This window comes from Staphylococcus sp. GDY8P54P (assembly GCF_017892645.1).
Classification (GTDB): domain Bacteria; phylum Bacillota; class Bacilli; order Staphylococcales; family Staphylococcaceae; genus Staphylococcus; species Staphylococcus ureilyticus.
The window spans coordinates 1-24,242 of sequence record NZ_JAESLN010000038.1 but is presented as its reverse complement, the minus strand read 5'-3'; the positions used below and the strand labels follow the sequence as shown (position 1 = coordinate 24,242).

27 protein-coding genes and 2 pseudogenes are annotated in these 24,242 nt (G+C 29.1%); 17 read left to right on the top strand and 12 right to left on the bottom strand.

Annotated elements, in window-relative coordinates; genetic code table 11:
- Positions 1-159 precede the first annotated feature (159 nt).
- The 4 genes from KA883_RS12570 to KA883_RS12555 all read left to right on the top strand — a co-directional run bounded on the left by KA883_RS12570 (position 160) and on the right by KA883_RS12555 (position 3,710).
- Positions 160-753, top strand: a complete 594-nt coding sequence (locus KA883_RS12570) for a recombinase family protein (RefSeq protein WP_002508779.1) — start codon at positions 160-162, stop codon at positions 751-753.
- The gene (locus tag KA883_RS12565) at positions 725-2,167 is read left to right on the top strand and encodes a Mu transposase C-terminal domain-containing protein (protein WP_069819312.1); all 1,443 of its coding nucleotides are present in this window, start codon (positions 725-727) and stop codon (positions 2,165-2,167) included. The genes KA883_RS12570 and KA883_RS12565 overlap by 29 nt, the downstream gene beginning before the upstream one ends.
- Positions 2,160-2,975 carry an AAA family ATPase gene (locus KA883_RS12560; protein WP_002508781.1) on the top strand — a complete coding sequence of 272 codons (816 nt, stop codon included), beginning with the start codon at positions 2,160-2,162 and terminating at the stop codon, positions 2,973-2,975. Before KA883_RS12565 ends, KA883_RS12560 begins: the two co-directional genes overlap by 8 nt.
- Before the next feature lie 126 nt (positions 2,976-3,101).
- Complete coding sequence (locus tag KA883_RS12555; RefSeq protein WP_210133196.1) at positions 3,102-3,710, top strand: recombinase family protein; 609 nt, start codon at positions 3,102-3,104, stop codon at positions 3,708-3,710.
- Between the two features lie 197 nt (positions 3,711-3,907).
- Here the strand turns inward: KA883_RS12555 and KA883_RS12550 are convergent, their stop codons facing one another.
- The 3 genes from KA883_RS12550 to KA883_RS12540 are packed head-to-tail and all read right to left on the bottom strand — an operon-like array spanning position 3,908 to position 6,365.
- Positions 3,908-4,765, bottom strand: a complete 858-nt coding sequence (locus KA883_RS12550; RefSeq protein ID WP_210133197.1) for a type II restriction endonuclease — start codon at positions 4,763-4,765, stop codon at positions 3,908-3,910.
- A gap of 11 nt (positions 4,766-4,776) precedes the next feature.
- Positions 4,777-5,544 carry a DNA-methyltransferase gene (locus tag KA883_RS12545; protein ID WP_210133198.1) on the bottom strand — a complete coding sequence of 256 codons (768 nt, stop codon included), beginning with the start codon at positions 5,542-5,544 and terminating at the stop codon, positions 4,777-4,779.
- An 11-nt stretch (positions 5,545-5,555) separates the two neighbouring features.
- Positions 5,556-6,365 carry a DNA adenine methylase gene (locus KA883_RS12540; RefSeq protein WP_210133199.1) on the bottom strand — a complete coding sequence of 270 codons (810 nt, stop codon included), beginning with the start codon at positions 6,363-6,365 and terminating at the stop codon, positions 5,556-5,558.
- Between the two features lie 334 nt (positions 6,366-6,699).
- Here KA883_RS12540 and KA883_RS12535 point away from each other — a divergent pair.
- Positions 6,700-6,834: pseudogene (locus KA883_RS12535) on the top strand (helix-turn-helix domain-containing protein); the annotation flags it as partial.
- Positions 6,835-7,140: 306 nt separating this feature from the next.
- Here KA883_RS12535 and arsC read toward each other — a convergent pair.
- The 6 genes from arsC to arsD are packed head-to-tail and all read right to left on the bottom strand — an operon-like array spanning position 7,141 to position 12,864.
- Positions 7,141-7,536, bottom strand: a complete 396-nt coding sequence (gene arsC, locus KA883_RS12530; RefSeq protein ID WP_002509695.1) for an arsenate reductase (thioredoxin) — start codon at positions 7,534-7,536, stop codon at positions 7,141-7,143.
- A 17-nt stretch (positions 7,537-7,553) separates the two neighbouring features.
- Entirely contained in the window at positions 7,554-8,846 is a 1,293-nt protein-coding gene (gene arsB, locus KA883_RS12525) for an arsenite efflux transporter membrane subunit ArsB (protein WP_081247903.1), read from the bottom strand.
- Positions 8,846-9,160, bottom strand: coding sequence for an ArsR/SmtB family transcription factor (locus KA883_RS12520; protein WP_002509693.1), 315 nt, complete (start codon positions 9,158-9,160; stop codon positions 8,846-8,848). Before KA883_RS12520 ends, arsB begins: the two co-directional genes overlap by 1 nt.
- Positions 9,157-10,809, bottom strand: a complete 1,653-nt coding sequence (locus tag KA883_RS12515) for an FAD-dependent oxidoreductase (protein ID WP_210129216.1) — start codon at positions 10,807-10,809, stop codon at positions 9,157-9,159. The genes KA883_RS12520 and KA883_RS12515 overlap by 4 nt, the downstream gene beginning before the upstream one ends.
- The gene (arsA, locus tag KA883_RS12510; RefSeq protein WP_204176590.1) at positions 10,809-12,530 is read right to left on the bottom strand and encodes an arsenical pump-driving ATPase; all 1,722 of its coding nucleotides are present in this window, start codon (positions 12,528-12,530) and stop codon (positions 10,809-10,811) included. Before arsA ends, KA883_RS12515 begins: the two co-directional genes overlap by 1 nt.
- Complete coding sequence (gene arsD, locus KA883_RS12505; RefSeq protein ID WP_013730043.1) at positions 12,517-12,864, bottom strand: arsenite efflux transporter metallochaperone ArsD; 348 nt, start codon at positions 12,862-12,864, stop codon at positions 12,517-12,519. The genes arsA and arsD overlap by 14 nt, the downstream gene beginning before the upstream one ends.
- 284 nt (positions 12,865-13,148) lie before the next feature.
- Here arsD and KA883_RS12500 point away from each other — a divergent pair, with 284 nt between their 5' ends.
- From KA883_RS12500 to KA883_RS12485, 4 genes are all read left to right on the top strand, one after another.
- Positions 13,149-13,343: a hypothetical protein gene (locus KA883_RS12500; RefSeq protein ID WP_002509689.1), complete on the top strand. Its 195-nt coding sequence runs from the start codon at positions 13,149-13,151 to the stop codon at positions 13,341-13,343.
- Between the two features lie 49 nt (positions 13,344-13,392).
- Positions 13,393-13,713, top strand: a complete 321-nt coding sequence (locus KA883_RS12495) for an ArsR/SmtB family transcription factor (RefSeq protein ID WP_002509688.1) — start codon at positions 13,393-13,395, stop codon at positions 13,711-13,713.
- Between the two features lie 90 nt (positions 13,714-13,803).
- Positions 13,804-14,688 (top strand): permease, encoded by an 885-nt coding sequence (locus KA883_RS12490; protein WP_119530591.1) that lies wholly within the window; start codon positions 13,804-13,806, stop codon positions 14,686-14,688.
- Positions 14,689-14,701: 13 nt separating this feature from the next.
- On the top strand, positions 14,702-14,836 hold the full coding sequence (locus KA883_RS12485; RefSeq protein ID WP_002509686.1) for a hypothetical protein: 135 nt from the start codon (positions 14,702-14,704) through the stop codon (positions 14,834-14,836).
- A 116-nt stretch (positions 14,837-14,952) separates the two neighbouring features.
- Here KA883_RS12485 and KA883_RS12480 read toward each other — a convergent pair whose 3' ends face one another.
- Positions 14,953-15,723: a DUF536 domain-containing protein gene (locus KA883_RS12480; protein WP_107386014.1), complete on the bottom strand. Its 771-nt coding sequence runs from the start codon at positions 15,721-15,723 to the stop codon at positions 14,953-14,955.
- Between the two features lie 445 nt (positions 15,724-16,168).
- Here KA883_RS12480 and KA883_RS12475 point away from each other — a divergent pair, with 445 nt between their 5' ends.
- The 5 genes and pseudogenes from KA883_RS12475 (at position 16,169) to KA883_RS12455 (ending at position 19,774) form a co-directional block, all read left to right on the top strand.
- Positions 16,169-17,107 (top strand): replication initiator protein A, encoded by a 939-nt coding sequence (locus tag KA883_RS12475; protein WP_204174402.1) that lies wholly within the window; start codon positions 16,169-16,171, stop codon positions 17,105-17,107.
- A 16-nt stretch (positions 17,108-17,123) separates the two neighbouring features.
- Positions 17,124-17,425: pseudogene (locus KA883_RS12470) on the top strand (protein rep); the annotation flags it as partial.
- Positions 17,426-17,957: 532 nt separating this feature from the next.
- A complete protein-coding gene (locus KA883_RS12465; RefSeq protein WP_194375762.1) occupies positions 17,958-18,125 on the top strand; it encodes a hypothetical protein in 168 nt (55 codons plus the stop codon).
- 21 nt (positions 18,126-18,146) lie between these two features.
- Positions 18,147-18,575 carry an Hsp20/alpha crystallin family protein gene (locus tag KA883_RS12460; RefSeq protein WP_194375761.1) on the top strand — a complete coding sequence of 143 codons (429 nt, stop codon included), beginning with the start codon at positions 18,147-18,149 and terminating at the stop codon, positions 18,573-18,575.
- A gap of 338 nt (positions 18,576-18,913) precedes the next feature.
- Positions 18,914-19,774, top strand: a complete 861-nt coding sequence (locus KA883_RS12455; protein WP_194375768.1) for an AraC family transcriptional regulator — start codon at positions 18,914-18,916, stop codon at positions 19,772-19,774.
- A 413-nt stretch (positions 19,775-20,187) separates the two neighbouring features.
- On the opposite strand, the gene KA883_RS12450 is transcribed toward KA883_RS12455, so the two are convergent.
- Together KA883_RS12450 and KA883_RS12445 are read right to left on the bottom strand one after the other, a co-directional pair.
- Positions 20,188-20,424, bottom strand: a complete 237-nt coding sequence (locus KA883_RS12450) for a hypothetical protein (protein ID WP_194375760.1) — start codon at positions 20,422-20,424, stop codon at positions 20,188-20,190.
- 72 nt (positions 20,425-20,496) lie between these two features.
- Positions 20,497-20,766, bottom strand: coding sequence for a hypothetical protein (locus tag KA883_RS12445; protein ID WP_194375759.1), 270 nt, complete (start codon positions 20,764-20,766; stop codon positions 20,497-20,499).
- Between the two features lie 1,032 nt (positions 20,767-21,798).
- On the opposite strand from KA883_RS12445, the gene KA883_RS12440 reads away from it, so the two are divergent.
- The 3 genes from KA883_RS12440 to KA883_RS12430 all read left to right on the top strand — a co-directional run bounded on the left by KA883_RS12440 (position 21,799) and on the right by KA883_RS12430 (position 24,179).
- The gene (locus tag KA883_RS12440) at positions 21,799-22,050 is read left to right on the top strand and encodes a hypothetical protein (protein ID WP_070704322.1); all 252 of its coding nucleotides are present in this window, start codon (positions 21,799-21,801) and stop codon (positions 22,048-22,050) included.
- 1,096 nt (positions 22,051-23,146) lie between these two features.
- Positions 23,147-23,242, top strand: a complete 96-nt coding sequence (locus tag KA883_RS12435; protein ID WP_194376095.1) for a type I toxin-antitoxin system Fst family toxin — start codon at positions 23,147-23,149, stop codon at positions 23,240-23,242.
- A gap of 334 nt (positions 23,243-23,576) precedes the next feature.
- On the top strand, positions 23,577-24,179 hold the full coding sequence (locus KA883_RS12430; protein WP_194376094.1) for a hypothetical protein: 603 nt from the start codon (positions 23,577-23,579) through the stop codon (positions 24,177-24,179).
- Positions 24,180-24,242: the final 63 nt, after the last annotated feature.

The following is a 24,242-nucleotide window of genomic DNA, read 5'->3' as shown; positions in this document are numbered from 1 at the left end:
ACAGAAAATAACCATTTTCTGTACACTCTCTTTTTATGTCGAAATAAGTGAGTATTACATATATTTGTGTGTTCAAAAACCCAACAAAAAATCTATGTTCACAAAAGACCTTGGAATTAAGTTATGGTACACTGGATATGTATATAGGAGGTTTGTATTTTGAAAATAGGTTATGCAAGAGTTTCAACTGGATTACAAAATTTGAATTTACAGGAGGATCGATTAAACGCATATGGTTGTGAAAAGATATTTAGCGACCATATTAGTGGTTCAAAAAGTAAAAGGCCTGGTTTAGATAAAGCAATTGAATTTGCGAGATCAGGAGACACGATTGTTGCTTGGAGACTAGATAGACTAGGACGTAACATGGAAGATTTAATCACATTAGTTAATGAACTTAACGAACGAGGCGTGAGTTTTCATAGTTTAGAAGAAAATATAACTATGGATAAATCAAGTTCTACAGGACAATTATTATTTCATTTATTCGCAGCGTTTGCAGAATTTGAACGTAACTTAATTTTAGAACGTTCTTCGGCTGGTCGAATTGCAGCTCGTGCCAGAGGACGTTATGGTGGAAGACCTGAAAAATTAAGCAATCAAGATTTGAATTTACTCAAAACACTTTATGATAATGGTACACCAATTAAGACAATTGCAGAACAATGGCAAGTTTCACGCACAACAATTTATCGTTACCTCAATAAATTGGAGGAAAAGGAAGATGAAAAACAAGGAGAAATACCTCACTAATTTTTCTGAAACCAAGCGTAAAGAGGCTATACAAAAGTACGATGTTATTAAACCTTTTATATTAGGAAACAAATCCTTATCGAGTATTTCTAAAAATACAGGCATTGCGTTAAGTACACTTTATAGGTGGAATAAGTTATATAAAGAACAAGGACTTAAGGGGCTAATTTATACGACAAGAGCCGATAAAGGGACACGTAAAATAGAACCAAAGATAATTGATGAAATTGAACGCCTTGCACTTAAAAATAAAAGAAATAGTATTGCTACAATTCATAGGAAAATCGCTAATTATTGTAAAGAGCATAATTTTGATACACCAAGCTATAAACAAGTTTATAGTGTTATTAAAGCAATGCCTAAATCTGTGATTGATTTTTCTCATCAGGGTGAAAAATACTATCACAATAAGTACGATTTAATACAAATAAGAGAATCATCAAGACCAAATGAAATATGGCAAGCCGACCATACTTTGCTAGATGTCTATATATTAGATCAAAAAGGTAACATCAATAGACCGTGGTTAACCATTATTATGGATGATTATAGTCGTGCAATTGCAGGCTACTTTTTAACATTTGATAGTCCTAATGCCAAGAATACTGCCCTAACACTACATCAAGCTATTTGGAATAAGAGTGATACAAGATGGCCAATATGTGGGATTCCTGAAAAGTTCTATACTGACCATGGAAGTGACTTTACTTCACATCATATGGAACAAGTCGCTGTTGATTTGAAAATTAATTTAATGTTTTCAAAAGTTGGCGTGCCACGAGGTCGTGGAAAAATAGAAAGATTCTTTCAAACAGTCAATCAAACATTCCTAGAGCAAATTCCTGGATATATAAACAATAACGATGAGTTTAAAAATTTACTAGAATTTCAAGAGTTCGAAGAAAAATTACGCCAATTTTTGATTGAAGACTATAATCACAAAGAACACAGTTCTATTGGTTGTTCACCAACAAGTCGATGGAATAGTAATCTCTTTTTCCCCAATATGCCCAGTAGTTTAGAACAACTCGATTTACTCTTACTAGAGATTCCTAAATCTAGAAAAATCCATTCAGATGGTATTCATTTTCAAGGATTTAGATATAGTAATACGAATTTAGCAGCTTATGTAGGTGAATATGTACTGATTCGTTACAATCCCAATGATATGGCTGAAATACGCGTGTTTTATAGAGATGAATTCCTTTGTACAGCTATATCTCCTGATTTATCTGATTATTCAATTGATATAAAGGATATACAACATGCTCGTAGTCAGAGAAGAAAGCACTTGAAACAAAACGCTATTAGCCCTAGTACGACTGACTTAATAAAAGAAGAAAAAAATCAAAGTTATTCACCTCACAAGATAGACAAAAATGTCAAAAAGCTAAAGAGGTATCATAATGACTAAAAAACAGAAGTTCATTGAAACAAAAGAGTACAAACGATTTGCTGAATTTTGTGATGCTTGTATTAAATATCAGTATATTGGTATATGTTATGGTCAACCAGGTGTGGGTAAAACATTATCTTCACGATATTATACCAATTGGGATATTATTGAAAACCAGGTTAACCATAGGGGCTGGAAAGATTTAGCTAATAAAACAACGGACGATATATTATCTGTAGACAAAATATTTTATACTGCACCAGCAGAAAAGCAAACAAGATTGAGTAGTGACTTACACAGTATTAATGGAAGTATTGATTTGGGTCAAAAATTACATGTTTTAAATAAATACGAGCATGAACATAGTGAAAATTTTAGTGATGCATTCCAAGACATTGAACTCATTATAATAGACGAAATTGATAGACTTAAAGTGCAACATTTAGAGCAATTAAGATCTATCTATGATGAACGTGACCTAGCAATGGTATTCATTGGTATGCCAGGTATTGAGAAAAAACTATCTCGTTATCCTCAACTATATTCTCGTATAGGTTTTGCACATGAATTCGATAATTTAAGCAAAGATGAAACACATCATATATTAGAGTATAAGTGGCAAGATCTAGGAGTTGATTTAAAACTTGAAGACTTCACTGACTATGAAGCTATAACAACTATTATTAAAATCACTAAGGGTAATTTTAGACTTATTCATCGCTTGTTTGCGCAGATAGATAGAATTATGGATATAAATGGCTTAGATAAAATCAGCACCGAGGTTGTAGAAACAGCAAGAGACAGTTTGGTCATAGGTATACGATAATAGAAAAAGCAACGTACCATATTAAAGTACGCTGCTTTTTCTCATTTATTAAGTGAAATTATTCTCATATACCAAGTAAAGTGACACGTATGATTAGGGTGTATATTAATTTCGGAGTGAAAATAAATGATTATAGGCTATGCGAGAGTATCTTCGATAGATCAAAATTTAGAAAGACAATTGGATAATTTAAAGACGTTTTGTGTGGAGAAAATCTTTACAGAGAAGCAATCAGGCAAATCAGTTGAAAATAGACCCGTACTTCAAGAAGTTCTTAATTTTGTAAGAATGGGAGATCGATTCGTTGTGGAGTCAATTGATCGTTTAGGACGTAATTATGATGAAATTATTGAAACTGTGAATTACTTAAAAGAAAAAGACGTTCAGTTAATGATTACAAGTTTACCTATGATGAATGAAGTGATTGGTAATCCATTACTGGATAAGTTTATGAAAGATTTAATCGTTCAAATTTTAGCAATGGTTTCAGAACAAGAGAGAAATGAAAGTAAACGTCGACAAGCTCAAGGTATCCAAGTTGCGAAAGACAAAGGGGTATATAAAGGGCGCCCTTTACTTTATTCACCGAACGCGAAAGATCCTCAGAAACGTGTTATCTATCATCGAGTTGTCGAAATGTTAGAAGAAGGGAAAGCAATTAGTAAGATTGCGAAAGAGGTTAATATTACAAGACAGACAGTTTATAGAATTAAACATGATAAGGGATTATCTTGATAAATGGGTCGTCAATGCAAATGAGCGTTTCTCACAGCGTCCCAAAATACATGTTAATCATGTATTATGAGATTTTAATAATAAGACAGGAAAAAGAGAGAGCGTTTTTGCCCTCTCTTTTTTTCTATATTTTTTCTCAATTATGGTATATAAGAAGATAAAACTTTATTTAGTTTAATATAGAGAAACTAACCATATTATTCTTCACACAGCATTTTTTTGAGCGCTCCATTTTGTAAATCTTTAATTGAATATAAATGTTCCATTATTGAAAACGTTTCTGCTAAATTACTTTTAGCACTTTTCCATCCACGACCATCAGTAATCCATACAAACTCAAAATCAGGAATACTTTCGGAACTAATGGCGATATTTTTAAAACTACGAGCTGTTTCATTTAATTTAGAGCCACCACTTTGATAAAAATTTGTTTCAATAGCAAATATTTTATTTTCATAAGGAATTACAAAATCAAATCTTTTGATGGTTTTACCTTGGTTTGTGATTGCAGACAAATCAATATCATATTTTTTAATTAAATCGTCTGTTCTTAATTCTTTATAATATTTTGTGTTTAAAAGTTTAATATGTTCTTCTACCAAGTCTTCCATTAAGTGACCACCACGGTTTTTACGGCCATTACTATCTAAACCAGATTCAACACCTGTAACATAATCATATAAATTACTAATTAAATGATTTTGTATTAAATCAAACAACCCCGTTTCAGCCATAAATACAGCATATTCTTCAGGACTATGGTTAGGATTTTTAAAATTAAATACATCATCTTTGTCTATAGTTTTAATACTGATTTCATTTTGTCTTATTGCAAGTAAAATTGGTATACATTTTAATGTTTCAGGATATTTTTGAACAATCTCTAAGAATTTATTTTCTATATCTTCTTCCCCTATTAATGAATTTAGAATATTTAATTCTATTTTTATTTTATTTACATTTGCTTTAACTTTCTCGAAATCTACATAATATTTATAATCTGCAATACTCGATTTAAAATGATTTAGCCATTCTTCAAAATTTCTTTTTTCCATATTTATGCCCCCTAAGTTTCAGTATTTTCAATTCTTTTCTTTGCAATTTCTAAATAATTTTCTTCTAATTCTATACCAATAAACCTTCTATTCAATTCTTTACATGCAACACCAGTAGTACCACTTCCTAAAAAGGGGTCTAAAACTATAGAGTCTATTTTTGATGAGGCAGTAATAATTCTTCTAAGTAAATATAAAGGTTTCTGCGTAGGATGTTTACCATATGATTTCTCTGATTTTTTTGTTAATGAACCTAACCATACATCTTTCATCTGCTTATTATTATTTACTTTTTTCATTTCTTCGTAGTTAAAGTAATGTTTTGCTTTTTTTAAATCTTTCTTAGCCCATATCACTGTTTCTGTAGAATGTGTAAAATTTCTGCATCCCAAGTTAGGCGGTGGATTTGTTTTTTGCCAAGTTATATTATTTAATATTTTAAACCCCTCTTCTTCAAGGGCAAATCCAATTGAATAAATGTTATGTAATGTACCAGATACCCATATTGTACCATCATCTTTCATCACATTTTTACACAATCTTAACCATTTCCTATTATATTTATGTTTCTCTTTGAAAGTTAATGAAGTGTCCCAATCTCCCTTATTAACTGACACCATTTTTCCACCAGAGTTAGTCATTCCATTTGAAGATAAAAAATATGGAGGATCAGCAAAAATCAAATCTACTGATTTTTCTTCTAATTTTTTTAATATGTTAAAAGAATTCCCACAATACAAATCAATATTTTCTTCTGAATAATATGCTTGTTTATTCATAAATCCCTTCCTTAGTAATTAGTTATAATAACTTCTTTGCCGACTCTTTTACTGGCATCTGAATTTATACTTCTTCTGACATTAATTTCTTCAATATTAAAATCTTTATATAAATTTCTAATAAAATCAGTATTATGATTAGTAAGCATACAATAAATGCCCTTTGTCGTTAATTCCTTATACAGTTTAGCTAATCTTTCATGTTCCTCTATTTTAAATCCTGTTTTATCATAAGCAGAGAAACTATTTGGATTCAATGGAGCATAAGGACTATCGAAAAATATAAAATCATTTTTTCTAGCATCTATAACTGCCTCAGCAAAATCAACACTTGTTATCTTTATATCTTTAAGAAATTCGGAAACTTCAAGGATGTTATGCTTATTGTATGAAGCTGCGTACTCTTTTTTATTCCACGGAACGTTAAATAGCCCCTTAGAATTCACTCTAAACAGCCCATTAAAAGCATGTTTATTTAAGAAGATAAATAAAGCTGCTGTTTGAGTGTTATAGATATTATTAATAATATGTTGATTATATAATGCTCTAATTTCTTTGTATTTTTCTTCATTTAATGGTATTACATCATAAGAATTTAAAATTTCCATTAGTTCAATCGGCTTTTCTTTTATAATCTTATATGTATGTATTAAATGTGTATTTATATCATTGATGTGTGAATTTTTCTTTTGCAATGCAAATAGCACAGCACCTCCACCAACAAAAGGTTCAAAATAATTATTAAAATTTGTTGGCTTTTTTTCAATAATTTTATTAATGAACTGTCTTTTACCTCCAGCCCATTTTACAAATGGTTGCATGTGAATTTTCCTTTCAAACTATATTACATAAATACTAGATATTTAGTTATATTATAGTACTTATAACTTTTCTTAACTAAACTATTATTATAACATGTCTCATAATATTGATACTTAAAAATACTAGATATCTTACACTACGATAGACATAGATCCATCAATATTTTTTTAATATAATCGATGATTATCAGAAGTTATACTAAAAGAGCCTCTTTTTAAAAGGAGGCTCTTAACTGTTACATAATCATATTTTGTCTTAATAACGAACATTTTTAATACTCTAATCATACATACAGAAATACTGTTTTACTAGCATCGATAATGGTTCGATTAGGGTAGACCCAAACGCGATGATAATAACCTTAGAGATGCTATTGAGATGTATATGAGCAAAAAATACACTTTAGATGAGATAAAAGAACAGACAAATATAAGTAGAGCAACCTTGTATCGTCATCTAGATAAATAAGAGGTGATGAACGTTGTTAAAACAAGATTTAGTGTATAATGTACTGTTATCGATTAGAGAAGAATAAAGTGTAGATTTTAAAACTTTAGATGTAAGCGAAAAAATTTTTTATTAGCACTTGAAAGCATAGCGAGGCAAGATTTAGCAAAAAATATAGAGTTATTCTACAATGGGTGTTTTCCTATATGTGGCACAACAATATATGCAGAACTAACAGAAAAAGGTAAGCAGCAAATATCATTATATAAAACAGAGGATAAGCACATATAACAATGCTTATCCTCTGTTTTTGAATTTTATATTAACTTAATTATCATAAAATTGCTTGATCTTTTGACCTATTTCATCTCTTACACGTTGAAATTCTGACCAAGATTTACCTGCTGGGTCATCAAAGCCCCAATGTTCTTTTTTTACATTAGGCGGGATGACTGGACAATTCTCATCAGCATCACTACAAAGTGTAACAACTAGGTCTGATTGTCTTAAAATTTTATTATCAATTAAATCAGAAGTATGGTTTGATATGTCAATATCCACTTCTTTCATAGCTTCTATCGCCTTAGGATTTACGCCATGCGTTTCGATACCTGCTGAGTAAACATTCCATTCTTCGCCGAGTATTTCTCTTCCCCAGCCCTCAGCCATTTGACTACGACAAGAATTACCAGTACATATAAAGTAAATTGTTTTCTTATCCATTTATTATTACCTCTCTTTTAAAAAATTATTAGTGTTAAATATAGACCTAATAGGGTTACAAATAAAACAGGGATTGTGATAATAATTCCGGTCTTAAAATAGGTTCCCCAAGAAATCTTGACACCTTTTTGAGTTAGTACGTGTAACCAAAGAAGTGTGGCTAACGAACCAATTGGTGTTATCTTAGGCCCCAAATCAGATCCGATAATATTCGCATAAATCATACCTTCTTTTAATATTCCTGTAGCACTCGATTGACCAATTGCTATTGCATCTATTAAAACGGTTGGCATGTTATTCATAATAGAGGATAGGAATGCAGCTACAAAGCCCATACCCATAATGCTGCTAAATAAGCCATAACTTGAAATGTTTGTTAGTACATCACCAAGAAGTGTTGTAATGCCCACGTTTTTCAAACCAAATACGACGAGATACATACCAATGGAGAATAAAACAATATTCCATGGCGCACCTTTAATTACTTGTTTCGTATGCACGGCTTTAGATTTATGCGCTAATAATACAAATATTAAAGCAATGATACCAGCAATAATGGATACTGGAATATTTATAAACTCACTTATTAAATAACCAATGAGTAATATACCAAGTACGATCCACGAGATGTTAAAAAGTTTTTTATCTTTAATCGCTTCTCTTGGTTCTCTAATGTTTACTGCATTAAATGTTTTTGGAATAGACTTTCTAAAATATAACCATAAAACAAGAATACTTGCGATCAATGAGAATATATTAGGTATAATCATTTTACTGAAGTATTCAATAAATCCAATATCGAAATAATCTGCGGAAACAATATTAACTAAATTACTGACAATGAGCGGTAATGATGTAGAATCAGCTATAAAACCACTAGCAATAATAAATGGAAATATCGCTTTTTTATCAAATCCTAAACTACGAACCATAGCTAAAACAATAGGAGTAAGTATTAAAGCTGCTCCATCATTTGCGAAGAAAGCTGCTACAACTGAACCTAATAGCATGATAAAGATAAACATTTTCAATCCGCTACCTTTTGATGCTCTCACCATATGTATAGCAGACCATTCAAAGAAGCCAATTTCATCTAATATGAGTGAAATAAGAATAACTGCAACAAAAGTTAAGGTCGCATTCCAAACAATTCCAGTAACTTCTAGTACGTCTGAAAAGCTTACAACGCCAGTGATTATAGCAACTACAGCACCAATTAATGCAGTAATACCAATATCTAGACCTTTAGGTTGCCATATAACAAAAATTAACGTTAATACAAATATTGTGATTGCTAATATCGTCATCATTAACACTCACCTTTCTCTACTGTTTCACATATACATGGGACAGTACTGGAACTCAATAGAGTCAGTCGTGATGTAACGTCATCCAATACGTCATGATTCAATTTGTATAAATTTTTATTACCATCTTTTCTGGATGTAATTAAATTATTGTCTTTTAATACTTTCATATGATGACTTAATGTGGGTTGAGAAAAAGAAAAATGCTCTAATAAATCACAAGCGCATAATTCACCACAAGATAACAAATCTAATATTTCAAGACGGCTACTATCAGCAATCACTTTCAAGTATTGTGATATCTCATTATAATTCAATTTTTCTTCTCCCTTTCTACTTGAAATCTTTTATATCGTTGATAATTTTTATTGCCACCTGATAAATTATATACTTGTTTAAAGCCTAAATTAATAAGTACGTTTTGTGCAGCATTACCAGTAGTACCTTTATTACAATAAGTCACGATTGTTTGATTTTCATCTAACGTTTTTGCATAACTTCTCAACGTTTTCAATGGGACGTTAATCGCTCCATCAACATGATCAACTTCAAATTGCTTTGGAGAACGTACATCTAAAATCAATAAATCATTTTTTTGTTTTACGACTTCTTCAGGCGTTATAATTTTACGTCCCCGAGTAATATTGTGACCAATCATCCCTGTATAAATAACAGGATCTTTAGTTGTAGAAAAAGGAGGTGCATATGCTAAATCTAAATGAAATAAATCTTCTGCTTTGGCACCAAATGTTATAGCAGTAGCTAGTACATCAATTCTCTTGTCTACGCCCTCATACCCAACTATTTGCGCACCAAGTAATTTAGAATTATTTTTATCAAATATAGCTTTAATTACCATTTCTTGACCTTGCATATATTCTGGACGATTCGGTTTCACATTGTGTAATACATCAATATCAATTTCTAACTCAACAGCTTCTTTTTCGGTTAAACCTGTCTGGGCAATTGTCATATCAAAGATACGGACAATGCCTGTGCCTAAAATGCCTTTATGTTCTAGATTTCCACCAGTTAATCGATCTCCTAAAATACGACCCATTTTATTTGCTGTAGAACCTAGCGGTCTATATATAGGATTACCAGTAATTAAATTATAACTTTCTGCTGCATCACCAATTGCATATATATGAGGAATATTTGTTTCCAAATACTTATTGGTTTGTATTGCTCCAGATTCTCCAATATTAATACCAATTTCTTTAGCTAATTTAGTATTTGGTGTGACACCAATCCCAATAATGATTAAGTCTGTATCAATTAATTCGCCAGTTTTTAAGCTGACTCTATTTATCGTATGATTCTCATCATAATCAATAATGTCAATTTCATTATAGGTATATACGTTAGCTTTATCTTCAATATATTCTTGAATCATAAAACTCATATCGTAGTCTAAATGAGGCATAAAAGTGTTACGTTGAACAATTGAAGTGTTGTAATTAGATAATTGTTCTAACATCTCTAAACCAATAAATCCACCGCCAACGATTGTTATATTCTGAACATCATGGTCATTAATATAATTATAAATTGCTTTGGCATCATTAATATTTTTAACTTTAAACACATTATTATATTCTTCGCTATTTAATTGAGGGAGTTCTTTAGGCGATGAACCTGTTGCTAATACTAATTCGTCATATTTTTGAATCATCTTTTCATCATTTACTAAATTAGTAACTGTTATTGTTTGATCACTATCATTTATCTTATTCACTTCATATTCTGTATAAATATCTATATTAAAGCGTTCTTTAAACCATTTAGCATTTTCATCAATATCAGATACATTACCTCCTATATAGTAGGGGATACCACATACGGAATACGAAATATCACTACCTTTATCAAAAACGGTAATTTCAACATCTTCACTATTTCTTCTTGCTTTAGCCGCGACACTCGTACCGGCAGCAACTGAACCAATGATAACAATTTTTTTCATTATTCTAACCCTCCATAAGGTATGACAAAGTAATTATTAAGACTTTCATTTTTAATCTTGTTTATCCAAATCGATTCATCTTCTTTTTTGTTACTAAAAAGGTCATCACGTTGATTTAGCGTAACTAATGATTGATTAACGACCCACCAATTATGTCCTATATCGGCTCTATTTAAATCTTCTACTAAACGTTTAGATTCTAAATAAGGTGTTTTTTCTGCTAGTGTTACGATTATCATCTGTGTTAAATCTTGATTTTGAATTTTAGGTAATAACGTTTCAACATTACTGGTAGTTTGAGTTGATTTTTTCTTTAGTTCTTTATAGTGATTTTCACTAGAATCAAGTAACAACAAGGTATGGCCTGTAGGAGCTGTATCTACAATTACGTAATCCATGTCTTCTTGATTCTCCATAATGTCACTAAAGGCTTTGAAAAATGCTATTTCTTCTGTACAAGGTGATTTTAAATCTTCCATAATATAATCAATATCGTCTTGTGGTGTATCATCATTCACTATGGCTAATATTTCTTTTTTATACTTTTCTAATGCTTGTTCTTCATCAATATAAGCAGTATTTAAATTACTTGTGGTTTCAACATTAATTTCTTTAGTAGGGTCAGTCGTTGCTAAAAGAATACGATGTCCTTTATTAGATAATTCTGTAGCTAATTGCGTTGCTACTGTCGTTTTACCAACGCCACCTTTTCCCATTGTAAATAAATATTGAACTTTACTATTTTCAATTTCATCTATTAATTTATTGAATTGCGGATGATCTTCAACAATAAAGTCATCATTTTCAATTAAGTTATCATCATTTAATAGATTAGTTAAACTTTCTATACCTTCTTCTTTCTGCTTTTTATATGGAACGTAATAAGCATGATTGTTATTTAACCATTCAGTAAAATGATTAATGTTTTTATCTTGTTCTGATTTCATCTGACTCGAAATTAAACCGTGACTTTCTTCTATATAGTTGTTAATGACTACTTTGAATTTAGAAATTGATAGTTGTTGTAATTCTTGTTGCGCTCTTTGAATTTCATATATAGAAGAGTGGTTAGGTTTCGCAACTAAGATCATGGTCGTATCGTCTTGGTTACGTAGTTTTTCAAGTGCTGAATTATATTTACCTCTATTTTCATTTAAACCCGATAATTGACCTAAGCAAGAAGCGTCATTACTCGTTGTATTTAAATAATCTGTCCATGCAGAAGGTAATTCAAGCATTCTCAAGGTGTGACCTGTTGGAGCTGTATCAAATATAATGAAATCAAATTCTTGTTCTAAAGTTTTATCGGATAAAAAATTTGTAAATTCATTAAATGCTGCTACTTCAACTGTACACGAACCACTTAACTGTTCTTTCATCTCAGAAAGCACATCTTCTGGTAGAATACCCTCATAAGGTTCTATAGCTTGTGCTTTATAATCGTCTGCAGCAGCAATCGGGTCAAAATTGGCTATAGAGAGATTAGGTATAGGTTGATATGTAGTTAATTTATTAGATAATTCCATTTGAAATACATCTTGTAAATTACTAGCTGGATCAGTACTTACTAAAGCTACTTTCTTTCCATTCTCTGCTAAGTTTAAAGCAATAGAACTTGATATCGTCGTTTTGCCTACGCCACCTTTACCAGTAAAAAACAAATATTTTGTTAACTCAACATTATCTAAATTCAATTTATTTAAGTATTTAACAGCATCCATCTCCACCACAGCATCCTCCATTTCTCATCTGATTAACCGTAATAATTTCATCGGCTTCTTCTTGGGTAATATAAGTACCCGTTTTAGCTATATTGCCTTCTATAAAAGTGATTGGTAAAACTTCATTACCTTTTTCTTGAATTAAACGAATAGCTTCTTTATTTTTAATAAATTCATTCGGATTATTACTCATATTATAACGTTGAACTTCTATTTGATTTTGTTTTAAATATTCATTGATTTGGTTCGTCTTTATTAGTGTTTCATCCGGTTCTGGACCACATACGCCAGTAGAACAGCACATAGCTTCTTCGTATATTTCAATATTTAACATTATACTCACCTCATTAATTATTTTACTACCATAGATTAGCATCTATATAGATTAGTGTCTATGTATTGATTTGGATTTTTAAAATTTAACTTAATTTGAGTTTCTAATAATATAGTTAGGAAGAAAATATTTTTACTATTGCTGTGGAGCATGTCTAAGTTTATGTGAAATTATAGTTTTTTAATCTTGCAATAATGTATATATTGATTTATATTTAATATATCAAAAAAAATTGATATATTAAATGGAATAAAATTATTTAGACAATAAGGAGGTGTGCCTGATTGCGAGTAAACCACGCAAGTACTTTATCTGTTGGTTACTTTGTAAGTTATTTAAATCTTGTTATGGTATCAAGAGAAGTCACTTTAAAAGAAGCTACAATATATATGGAGAAGGAGTTCTTTAAAGGTAATATTCATCAGTATGGTGAATCAACAGAAAATAACTACAAACAAGCAATACAAGAATTGAAATAAAAATAATATAAACTCTAATCAAATATTATAAAAAAGAGGTGTTCTTTTTATGGAAGTTATTAAAGCAAAAACTGATATGAATGAAGATGAACAATTAGCTTTTTATGAAAGCATGTTTAATGCACTTGCTGACAAAAATAGATTAAAAATACTTAATCAAATTAGTCAAAGCCCTAATAAATCACTATGTGTATGCGACTTAGAGGAGTTATTAGATTTAAAACAATCTAAAATTTCATATCATTTAAAAAAACTAGTAAGTGCACAGATTTTAATACCTGAAAAATACGGTACTTGGAACTACTACAAAATCAATGAAGCACAAATTCAAGTTGTATTAACTGAAGATACTTGCTGTAAAATATTATAGGATTTATCTTCTTACACATCATATTAATCAACTTTTTTTAATTTATATATCAAAAAAAATTGATTAAATAAATTCAGAGGAGTTATACTAATGACAGATTCAATCATCGAATTCATAAAAACATTTTTAATGTTATTTTTTGAATTGTTAGCATTATTTATAGTTGTAAGTTTTATTGTAAGTTTAATTCAACAAGTAGTATCAGAAGATAAAATACAAAAGCTTTTAAGCAAACCAAATAAAGCAACCAACTATGTATTAGGAATGATTTTTGGTGCTATTACACCATTTTGTTCTTGTTCTACTATTCCTATACTTGCAGGTTTGTTAAACTCTAAAGTTCCGTTTGGTCCAGCTATGAGTTTCTTAATCGCTTCGCCACTCATGAATCCACTCATGATATTTATGCTATGGATTTTATTAGGGTGGAAAGTTGCTGTTGTTTATTTTGTTGTATTAGCGATATTCAGCATTTTAACTGGCCTTGTTTTTTCAAAAATGAATTTAGCAGAGAGTTATAAAGGCGTTAATGTCAAAGGTGATGGATTTTTCACTAATAAATCAGGATCTCGTGTTAAGCAAGCGCTAAATGATGCTTGGGCTTTCCTATATCCAATGTTACCTTATTTAATTATTGGTGTATTTATTGGGGCATTTATTTATGGATTTATTCCAGAAACCTTTATAACACAATATGCGAGTGGTGATAGTATTATCTCTGTTATTATTGCTTCTGTTATTGGTATACCTATGTATATTAGACCAGAAACAATGCTTCCTATAGCTGAAGCTTTAGTATCTAAAGGTATGTCACTGGGAACAGTCGTAGCATTAATTATAGGTGGCGCAGGAGCAAGTATTCCTGAAGTTGTATTGTTATCGAAATTATTTAAAAAGAAATTTGTAATATCTTTTGTTATAGCAATTTTAGTCGTAGCTATTGCTACTGGTCTAGTTGTTAACTTAATCATTTAAGGAGGTGAAGTAAATGGGTATCAAAGACGCATTAAAAAAATTAAAACCTCAAGAACAGTCATGTTGTTCAGTTGAAATTGAAGAGAAAACAGACAAAAAAGACGAAAATAATGAGAAAAAAGAAAATGGTAATAAAAATTGTTGCTAACATTAAAAAAGTTCTGTTTGATTTTGCATTTATTAACATAATCGATGATTATCAGAAGTTCTCACTATATAAAAGGCACTAAAAGGTTATAACCTTTTAGTGCCTAATTAATTATATTAGCTACCAAACAAACGACTCCAAAACCCCTTTTTAGGTGGTTCTGCTTCCTTATCCTCAGGCCCACTCTCTATTTCTTCAGATGGTTTATCATCTTTCGCTAATACTTCTTCATTTGTACTGTCATCCTTTTTCTCTTCAGTTCTATCCTTATGTTTTACTTCTGTTTCTGTTGGTTGACTTTTCTTTTGTTGTTGGTTGATATTTTGAGATTCTTCAGTAAAAGTTGCTTCTTGCGGTTTAACGTTTTGTCTATCATTAGTCACTGTATCAAAAGAATAATTAAGCTGTCTTTCTTCTTCTAATTGGTTTTCTAGTTTTTGAATCTTTTTATTACTTTCTAAAGCTAATATTTGTTGATTCTCCAACAGTTTATTTAATGTATTAACATTGCTATTTTGTTGATCTAGTTGTTTAGTTAGATTCTCAATATATTTTTCATCATTTTTAGCTCTAGTTTCAAAGATTTCTATTTGCTTTTCTAATTCATTTGCTTTTGTTTTTAATGTCTCAGAACTATTTGAATTATTATATATATGCTTTTCAACTTCTGCAGTATTTTCATCAAACATTTCTTTTTTTACTGATTCTTTATTTTGCGTTGTTCTTTCTTTCTTAGTGATTTTTTCTATAATTTTCAAACAATCATTATCATTAATATAATTAATTCCATTTTCTTTTTCAAAAGATATATTTAAGCTTTTAGCATTATTAACAATAGTTTGTTTAGTTACATCCAATTCATCAGCAACCATTTTAATAGTTTTCATAACACCCACCCTTAGGTACCTAATTTAGTACCTAAATTTTACCACATAGCAAATATTTTTTCATCTTTTACCGCCTAAATTTACCACCTATTTCACTACCTAAGTGACTAATTAGCTACCTATCGGATATTTTTGGTGCCTAATCAGGCACCAAATTAATAAATTTTACTATTTTGAGGTTATAATGTGCTTTTAACTACACTTAAAACGCTTTATATACGACCATAAAAGTGTTAATATTACTTTATGAATATTAAAAGAGTCGATGCTATTGGCGTAGCATCGACTCTCGGTAATAAAACGATTCGCATTCGTTTGTTTATATATTTTTTTGATACTTGTATTATATATATCTAATCATCTAAGTGCAAGCACAAAACATATAACTTACGTAAAAATTGTTTTATTACCTCAATCCAAAAAAAGTGGAAATGAGGTTTTTATTATGCCCAATTTTGAGAAATACAATTTATCACAAGTAAAAACTGAAAGGTTTTATCAACTGCCTAAATATTTATTTGAAGATATATATTTTAAGAAAATGTCAGCAGAAGCCAAAATTATGTATGCGTTATTAAAAGATCGTTTTGAATTATCCATCCAAAATGAATGGGTAGATAAAAATAATAACATTTACTTTATTTTCAGTAATAAACATTTGTGCGAATACTTAGGTTATGCAGAACAAAAAATCATAAAATTGAAAAAAGAGTTAGTAAGTTTTAATTTACTAACTCAAGAACGTGTTGGCCTTAATAAACCCAATAGATTGTATTTATTAAAACCCAATTATGATGTTGAAGGCAGTCGTACCAAGGAACTTCCAAATTCACAGTTCCAGAACAATGAATTTGGAAGTTCTAGAACTATGAATTTAAGTGGTCAAGAACTTCCAAATTCACAGTCTAATGATACTGACTTAAGTAATACTGATTATATAGAGACTGAGAATAATGATACGTATGATATGAATGATACATATAACAATTCAATAAGTCATGATCATTCGGATCATACAAATCATCAACAAACTGAATTTAATAATGATGCCTTAAAATTCCAAGTGCTTGAAGAATTGCCACAACAAATCAAAGATTACTTAAGTAATTTTGAAATTAGAGAAATTCGTATTATTAAAAGTGTTTTACTTAAAGGAAAAAAATCATTTAATAATGCTCATGATACATATTACCGTTTAGAAGACGTGGAGTTCGAACTTATCAGTGTCTTAAAACGATTTAAAGCGATGTTGCTACAGAAAAATGAAACAGTTGAAGGTATGCAAGGTTATTTGATGCAATCGATTAAAGCTGAACTTGAAGAAATACACGCACTTAATATGCGTCGTCAAAACATGAAACAACATAATATCTTTAACCAATAATTTAGATAATCTTATAGCAATCAAAGAAACCTCTAAATATTCGGTTAAGTCATCTGATTTTTTAACTGATGATGATGAAAGAAATCAAGAAATCGTGAATGACTTGGAAAAGGTTTATACCGAAAACGTATGTTGAGTTATGGTGGACTGCTTAAACAAAAGCATAAAATTTTAAATTTAGATGATGCCGAAGATGGTAATTTAATTAATACAAGTGATGAAGATAAAATCACAGACGAAGAAGAAAAAGCACATTCAATTACGGCAATTTGGCATTTTGAAAAACAAAATGATTACTTAAAAGATTTGAAACGTTAGCTTAAAAGCTAGCGTTTTTTTATGTATTTTTGCCCCTGCGGGAACTATAGCGTTCAACCAGCATGGTTTCCCAGTTTTTACGCAAAAAATAATTTTGTGCGTAAATGGGCAGTGTCTAAAAAATTAGTCACTGGTTTTGCTCAAATTTTTGTTTTTTAAAATAGCATATATTTATTTGGCTCATATTTGTGTTTTAAGAGCTTATATATGTTTTTAGGCATAAAACTATATGATTTACCCCTAAATCTTTAAAATACCCCCTTAAAATTCAAAATAAAGGTATTTAAATTTTAAATCGTTCTTGTGATAGAGTTTACTTAAAAAGGAGCGTTTTCTATGTCTATTTTAATGTGGATTGGGATTTTTGTTGCAGTTTTTATTGGTGGTATTGGAGTGTTTTTATCTTAATATTTTGGAGAAAAGCAAAATAAATAGACCACGTATTTATGCCGAGAAAATTTATTGACCAATTTTGACCTTTATGTTATATATATAGTGAAAATAGTTATATGCTTTATAGGGAGGGGTTGATATGAGTTTAGATAAAAATTCAAAAAAACTAATTCCTTTTAAGAATATGTCTAATTTTGATGGTGTATTTGAATTTAACCCTTTTGTTGAATTCGAATTCAACAGTAATTGGGAAGAGTATTTAAATGATTTGGATTATGTCAAAAATATGAATCAAAAAATAGGTTAAATATGATAAGGAGTGATCGTTATGACTTATGGTTTAAAACCATTTGGAAGAGATTATTTTGATATGATACCTAGTGAATTGTTTAGAGATTTTGGAAGACAATTTTTTAGTAATTTTCCTGATGAACAAGGTATAAAAACTGATATTAGTGAAAAAGACGATAGATATGAATTAAAAGCAGAGCTTCCAGGATTTTCAAAAGACCAAATAGATATTTCTTATGAAAATGGGACGCTAATAATTTCTGCTGAAAATAATCAGGTAAATGAAGAAAAAGATGATGAAGGTAAAGTCATTCAAAAAGAAAGATCTTATAGTAATGTGAAGAGAATGTATTCACTTAATAATATAGATGAAGATAATATTGAAGCTAAATTTGAAGATGGTATTTTATCTGTAGATTTACCGAAAACTGAGAATAATCAAAGAAAAGTAATAGATATCAAGTGATAGTTAAAAAGAGATGTGAATCTAATTTCACATCTCTTTTTTTATTTTGTATTATGTTTTGCTAAACGTTATGACAAAAGTTAGATCACGCATTTATGCCGAGAAAATTTATTCATCGTTGAGAAGAACCCTTAACTAAACTTGCAGACGAATGTCGGCATAGCGTGAGCTATTAAGCCGACCATTCGACAAGTTTTGGGATTGTTAAGGGTTCCGAGGCTCAACGTCAATAAAGCAATTGGAATAAAGCAATTATTTTTTATTCGATAATTGTTATATATAAATTATCGAGTTAGTTCTTTGATTATTGATTACTATAGGATTGAAAGGTGATGGATATGATATTAAAAAATTTAAATAATTCTATAGATTATATAGATCAGAATTTAACAAACGATTTAAATTTATATGATATAGCGAATTTTGTTGGTTTACCTGAGCAGCATTATAGAAATTTGTTTATATTTCTTACTGGTATCGGTTTATCTGAGTATATAAAAAAAAGAAAATTGTATTTTGCTAATAAAGATTTATTAAATAAAGAATCAGTAACGAGTGTAGCTATAAAATATGGATATTCAATTGATGGTTTTACAAAGTCTTTTAGAGATTGGAGTGGGTATTTACCATCTCAAATATATGAAAAACAAGTTTTAATTTCATATCCGAAACTTTCATTTGCTATTAATGTTAAAGGAGGAATAGGCATGAAAACTAGAATTGTAGATTTGCCAAAAATTAATATAGTAGGCGTAAAAAAACGTGTTCGTATGCAATACGAGGGTGTTAACAATGAAATTGAAGAACTAGCAAATAGTATTACTAATATACAAAAAGAAGAAATGAATAATTTACAAAACATTGAACCTAAAGAAATTGTAAATGTTTCATATGATGCTGATGAGAATTTTATTAAAGAAGAGGGTTATTTAACTCATATGATTGGTGTTATAACAACAGAAAACAATATAAGCGATCAACTTGATGTTATAAATATTGATGAAAGTAAATGGATAGTCTTTGAAAATGAAGGTAAATTTCCAAAAGTTTTACAAGACACATATGCTAAAATTTATTCTGAATGGTTGCCAGAAACAGAATATAAATTAGCTAATGTACCAATGTTTTCTTTTACTAAATTTAATGATTCAGATAGAGATAATGCTTATAGTGAAATTTGGGTCGCAGTTAATAATTGATTTTAGATATTTAAGGTTTTAGAAACGAGTTGAAAACGAGTTTCTTCTTGTCTTGATACTATATAGAAATAACTCGATTTTTAAATTATAGCCATAATCCTTGATGCGTAAAGGATTATGGCTCCTTTTATAGTATCTTTTTAGTTTTTGTCCTTCTTAGCACGTTGTTTTTACTTTGGAGTTATAGTATCTCTTAAAACAACAAGTATAAAAAATAAACTACAATAAATAATTGACCCTATAGTTCCAACATCAATAACAAATATTAAAACTATATACCAAATAAGATTGATTACTATAATGAAATTAAAAATGGATCTTGACTTAGGTTTTATCATTTTTATCTTCACCATCTTTTATTTATTTTCTGGATTCATAAATATTGTAATGTGGCTTTTAAATATAAAGATAAATTAAACCAAAACTAAAATGATCAATATTAAACCTAAAATACCAAGTATCCAACCACTCTTTTTCTTTTTCAAAATTTCTGGGATAGATGCGATTGTAAATGCTATAAGAGAGAATAACATAGGTAAATAGCTATTATCCGAAAGTATAACCATATAAAAAATGGCGATAATTAATAATATAGCAACTAAGATATTAATCGCTTTAGTTAAAAAACTATATTTTTCTTCTTGTTTCAAAAAATCACCTTCGATGTTTAATATTCTTCAAAATTTTCTAAGATATATAAGCAGCTAATTGCTTATATATAACTATATTCCAAGTAAAGATAGAACATATAAAATAAAGAAAAGACCATAAAAGATTGTTAATATAACACGTTTCTCTAAAGTATATGCTAAGGAGCCCATACCAAAAGCTATAGCTATTAAAATATCATTAGTTTTTTCAAGAGGGCTTCCACCATAAAAATAATCAATTATTAGACGAAATATAAACAATAATATAGCTAATGTTACAAATACCCCACCTAAAATTTTTAAATTACTCGTTAGTTTCGTTTCGTTATTAGTTTTGTTCATTTTATAACCTCTTTTAAAACTATCAATTTTGAAAACTAAATCCATGTTGCTAAAATTACTATCTAAATTAACTTATTAATTGTTAGTCAATATGACTCAAAAATATTTAAATTTATTTCATATGGTAAGCAATTAATGAGATTTTTTCAAAGTAATCGTAATAAATTCTTTGGTTAAAATCATATTTAGGAAATGAAACCCTATCTTGTTTATTAATTAAATTTAAATGAAGTATAAGTGTATAAAATTGATGAATGAATGTTCTATTTTCATTAAGTAAATGACAAAATTTATGATTTTATTTTGGAAGCAGCTAGTGAAATCTTAATTTTATTTGAACCACTTTTTATATAGAAAATCTTGAATCGTTAAATTAAGAAAGCTACAAATTTGATCTATAACATCAAATTTTAAATAGGACTCATTGAAAGCAATGAGTCCTATTTTTCTTTCGGCATAATAGGTCGTTTTAAAAATTTATTAAGTGATTTTGCCAATTTTTTCGAGATAATTCTTCGTTAAGCCGTTTCATTTTTAGTTTATAAATTAGTTTTATTTTGAACACTCCTTTTGCTATAGATACATCTTAAATATAGTATAAAAATGAGTTTTTTAAATGTTCGATTCGGTATGTTTTTCATATCATGTAACTAAAAAAACTATATGGATTTTAGGAGCGTTTTAGAAAAAACGTAAAAATCGGTAAATATTTGGTAAGAGCATAAGGGAAATATGCTATCATTTGAAATGATAGGTCTGGCGAAGCCAGACATTTCAAGGGTTTAAATGGTTTGTGTTATGATATCAAAAAAATAGAAATGTCTCACTTTTGTGACACAACATATTGTGTTTGTCTCACCTTTGTGACACGATATATAGAAAATGTCACAAAGGTGAGACACCTTTTTTTGAAGGCATAATACTTTAATATCATTCTGGATTTCGTTTGAATTTCAAAATAATCTTAGTAAGTATATGTACGTAAAACATAAAAAAATAAGTAAAAAATTTTAAAAAAAGGAGTTCAAAATAATGAAGAAAGATTTACTAATTAGAGATGTAGATAGTGAGTTGTTAGATCGATTAAGTAGATTGGCTAAAGATAAAAATATATCAAGAAACAAATTAATTTTAGAGACTTTAGAGTTATTAGATCCACTTGAAAGTTATCAAAAATTATATGCAGAACAGTCACATCAGCAAGCGCAAAATACAAAAATTTTAAAAGAAGTTGCGAGTAAACAAGACAAAATTTTAGCATTACTTGAGTCAGTAGATTATTAAATATGAGAACAAAAGTTGGAAAAGTGTGAGCTATTTTATATTTAAAATGTATTGGAATTCAAAGCGTTCATGCAAAGAATAATTAACAAAAATATATCCTTTTTAACGCCAAAAGGAAACTTGATTGAAGATATAAATAAAGGTATAACAGAGAAGAATTAAAAGATTATTTATATCATAATGAGGTGCGAAAAGTGAGTGTAAAAGATATAGAATTTTGGATGAGTTTATACAATAATCTTAAAGATGTGTAGTTTACATTTGTGTATCGAACATGTATAAGAATTCTAAAGTACTACTTAGATAGTGATAGTAAAAAAATAGCAATCTAACATATACTTTGGTGAGTAAATAGAGTTTATTTAAACCTATTAGTATAATACAAATTACTGTTTTTTAGTGGACATACTAAAGCAACATGTTGCTTTTTATATTCTTATAAGTATGTAAAAAGCAAACAATATTATGATATTACTTTAAAGCATATATTATGTTTGCATAACTAATATATGCATAATGTATGCGTGCATACTGTATGCAAACAATTAGAAGAATTAAGTGTAAGTTACACAAATGTAATTCACACAAGTGTAACTTACACTTGTGTATAAAGCATATATAAGTTATTAAAGAGATTATGATGAGCTATATAAATTTATATTTAGAGGGATTAAAGGAACCGTAGTAAAAATCAAAAAGGTTTATCAACAAGAGGTACCTAAAAAATATTAAATAAATTACAAAAATAAACGGATCAATTCCACCAACGATAATAGTAGTTTGGTGGGATTGAGATGTTTTAATTAAGTATTTTTCAGTTTCTTTATTACTGTCTAGCTCTCTTACTTCATAAATACCTAATTTATTTTTTGTAAAGACTTCCTACTAAACTAGGAATAAATTGAACAGGTGATTTTATAATTAAGATGGTGATATCATCTGCTTTTTTAAATGTATAACTATAAAGAAGTGGAGAGAATGGTTTTCATAATTTAACTTATCCGAAGTGGATATGCTTAACAATTCACAGATGATATAATAATGAAGTCGCCTATCTCTCAGGCGTCAATTGACGTAGAGAGGAGGTGCATACGCGATGTCTGAAATCTTTGTAAACATCATGACCACAGCATCAAGTGGTTGTCTCGTTGCGCTATTTGCGCATTGGCTACGCAAGCGTAATGACGAATAGGCGACTAGTCACACCAAAAAATCCCCTTACTATGGCCGTAGTAAGGGGATTTGGTGCATACATGCCTGATAATCTTTGTTAATTGCATTATAACACCATAGTGGGTAGGAATGCAAAGTTCATAAAGTTTGAGCGTAAATATTATAATTACGGAGTTATTTTATTTATATCTGTAGTATATATAAATAGGAATAGGGTTAATGATATTTATAAAACATGCATTTTTAATTGATGTTTTAATAACTATACTGATATATGTTATATGTTATAAGAATCATTTTATAATAATGTGAGTCAGTAACATTTTTATATGGCTTAGAGAGGAAGTTTTAGAATGAAGAAGATGTTACGTATATCGATTTTCATAATAGTGGTCTCCATATTTATTGTTTTTAAATACTCTTATCAAATTGAGGGAATTCTAGAAGAATATCCAAATATTTTAAAAGCATTTGTAGCATTATTCACTCTCCTTACAACTGTTATCAGTCTTGTTATCGCATATAAATCATATGATAATAGCGTTAAGCAACAAGAAAAAGATAAAGAAGAAAAAAACAAACAGTTCGAAGAAAACAGCGATAGGATTATTAATAGTTTGAAATCTGATTTAGCAAAATATACTAGGAAAATAAATGTTTTTAGATTAGGATATACGAATTCAGATGTTGAATTCTCTGAACTTGCAAAAGAACTTTCTATAAAAAGTAATTTAGAGGAAATAGAAAAACTTACATCACAAGTGAGAAGTAGCAAAAGTACTGAACTTACTAAAATGGATGAAGTTAATATAGTCAATTTACATACTGCAAGTGATTCAGCTCTATTTTTATTTGATATTTATGAAAATACATCAAGGGAAAATGATGAGACTTTTGAAAAAGAAATTATAAAAGAACTTAACAAAATATGTAATATTGTTTTTTATACATCCTGATTATCGATAATATAGAATTTTGTAAATAATATATAGGCTAAGGAAGGTTCTGTTGCAAAGTTG

What these genes read in the sequence shown, in the direction of transcription:
- KA883_RS12565 (WP_069819312.1), top strand. Translation starts at nt 725, where the DNA reads ATGAAAAACAAGGAGAAATACCTCACTAATTTTTCTGAAACCAAGCGT.
- KA883_RS12560 (WP_002508781.1), top strand. Translation starts at nt 2,160, where the DNA reads ATGACTAAAAAACAGAAGTTCATTGAAACAAAAGAGTACAAACGATTT.
- KA883_RS12555 (WP_210133196.1), top strand. Translation starts at nt 3,102, where the DNA reads ATGATTATAGGCTATGCGAGAGTATCTTCGATAGATCAAAATTTAGAA.
- KA883_RS12550 (WP_210133197.1), bottom strand. Translation starts at nt 4,765, where the DNA reads ATGGAAAAAAGAAATTTTGAAGAATGGCTAAATCATTTTAAATCGAGT.
- KA883_RS12545 (WP_210133198.1), bottom strand. Translation starts at nt 5,544, where the DNA reads ATGAATAAACAAGCATATTATTCAGAAGAAAATATTGATTTGTATTGT.
- KA883_RS12540 (WP_210133199.1), bottom strand. Translation starts at nt 6,365, where the DNA reads ATGCAACCATTTGTAAAATGGGCTGGAGGTAAAAGACAGTTCATTAAT.
- arsC (WP_002509695.1), bottom strand. Translation starts at nt 7,536, where the DNA reads ATGGATAAGAAAACAATTTACTTTATATGTACTGGTAATTCTTGTCGT.
- arsB (WP_081247903.1), bottom strand. Translation starts at nt 8,846, where the DNA reads ATGATGACGATATTAGCAATCACAATATTTGTATTAACGTTAATTTTT.
- KA883_RS12515 (WP_210129216.1), bottom strand. Translation starts at nt 10,809, where the DNA reads ATGAAAAAAATTGTTATCATTGGTTCAGTTGCTGCCGGTACGAGTGTC.
- arsA (WP_204176590.1), bottom strand. Translation starts at nt 12,530, where the DNA reads ATGGATGCTGTTAAATACTTAAATAAATTGAATTTAGATAATGTTGAG.
- arsD (WP_013730043.1), bottom strand. Translation starts at nt 12,864, where the DNA reads ATGTTAAATATTGAAATATACGAAGAAGCTATGTGCTGTTCTACTGGC.
- KA883_RS12495 (WP_002509688.1), top strand. Translation starts at nt 13,393, where the DNA reads ATGGAAGTTATTAAAGCAAAAACTGATATGAATGAAGATGAACAATTA.
- KA883_RS12490 (WP_119530591.1), top strand. Translation starts at nt 13,804, where the DNA reads ATGACAGATTCAATCATCGAATTCATAAAAACATTTTTAATGTTATTT.
- KA883_RS12485 (WP_002509686.1), top strand. Translation starts at nt 14,702, where the DNA reads ATGGGTATCAAAGACGCATTAAAAAAATTAAAACCTCAAGAACAGTCA.
- KA883_RS12480 (WP_107386014.1), bottom strand. Translation starts at nt 15,723, where the DNA reads ATGAAAACTATTAAAATGGTTGCTGATGAATTGGATGTAACTAAACAA.
- KA883_RS12475 (WP_204174402.1), top strand. Translation starts at nt 16,169, where the DNA reads ATGCCCAATTTTGAGAAATACAATTTATCACAAGTAAAAACTGAAAGG.
- KA883_RS12465 (WP_194375762.1), top strand. Translation starts at nt 17,958, where the DNA reads ATGAGTTTAGATAAAAATTCAAAAAAACTAATTCCTTTTAAGAATATG.
- KA883_RS12460 (WP_194375761.1), top strand. Translation starts at nt 18,147, where the DNA reads ATGACTTATGGTTTAAAACCATTTGGAAGAGATTATTTTGATATGATA.
- KA883_RS12455 (WP_194375768.1), top strand. Translation starts at nt 18,914, where the DNA reads ATGATATTAAAAAATTTAAATAATTCTATAGATTATATAGATCAGAAT.
- KA883_RS12445 (WP_194375759.1), bottom strand. Translation starts at nt 20,766, where the DNA reads ATGAACAAAACTAATAACGAAACGAAACTAACGAGTAATTTAAAAATT.
- KA883_RS12440 (WP_070704322.1), top strand. Translation starts at nt 21,799, where the DNA reads ATGAAGAAAGATTTACTAATTAGAGATGTAGATAGTGAGTTGTTAGAT.
- KA883_RS12435 (WP_194376095.1), top strand. Translation starts at nt 23,147, where the DNA reads ATGTCTGAAATCTTTGTAAACATCATGACCACAGCATCAAGTGGTTGT.
- KA883_RS12430 (WP_194376094.1), top strand. Translation starts at nt 23,577, where the DNA reads ATGAAGAAGATGTTACGTATATCGATTTTCATAATAGTGGTCTCCATA.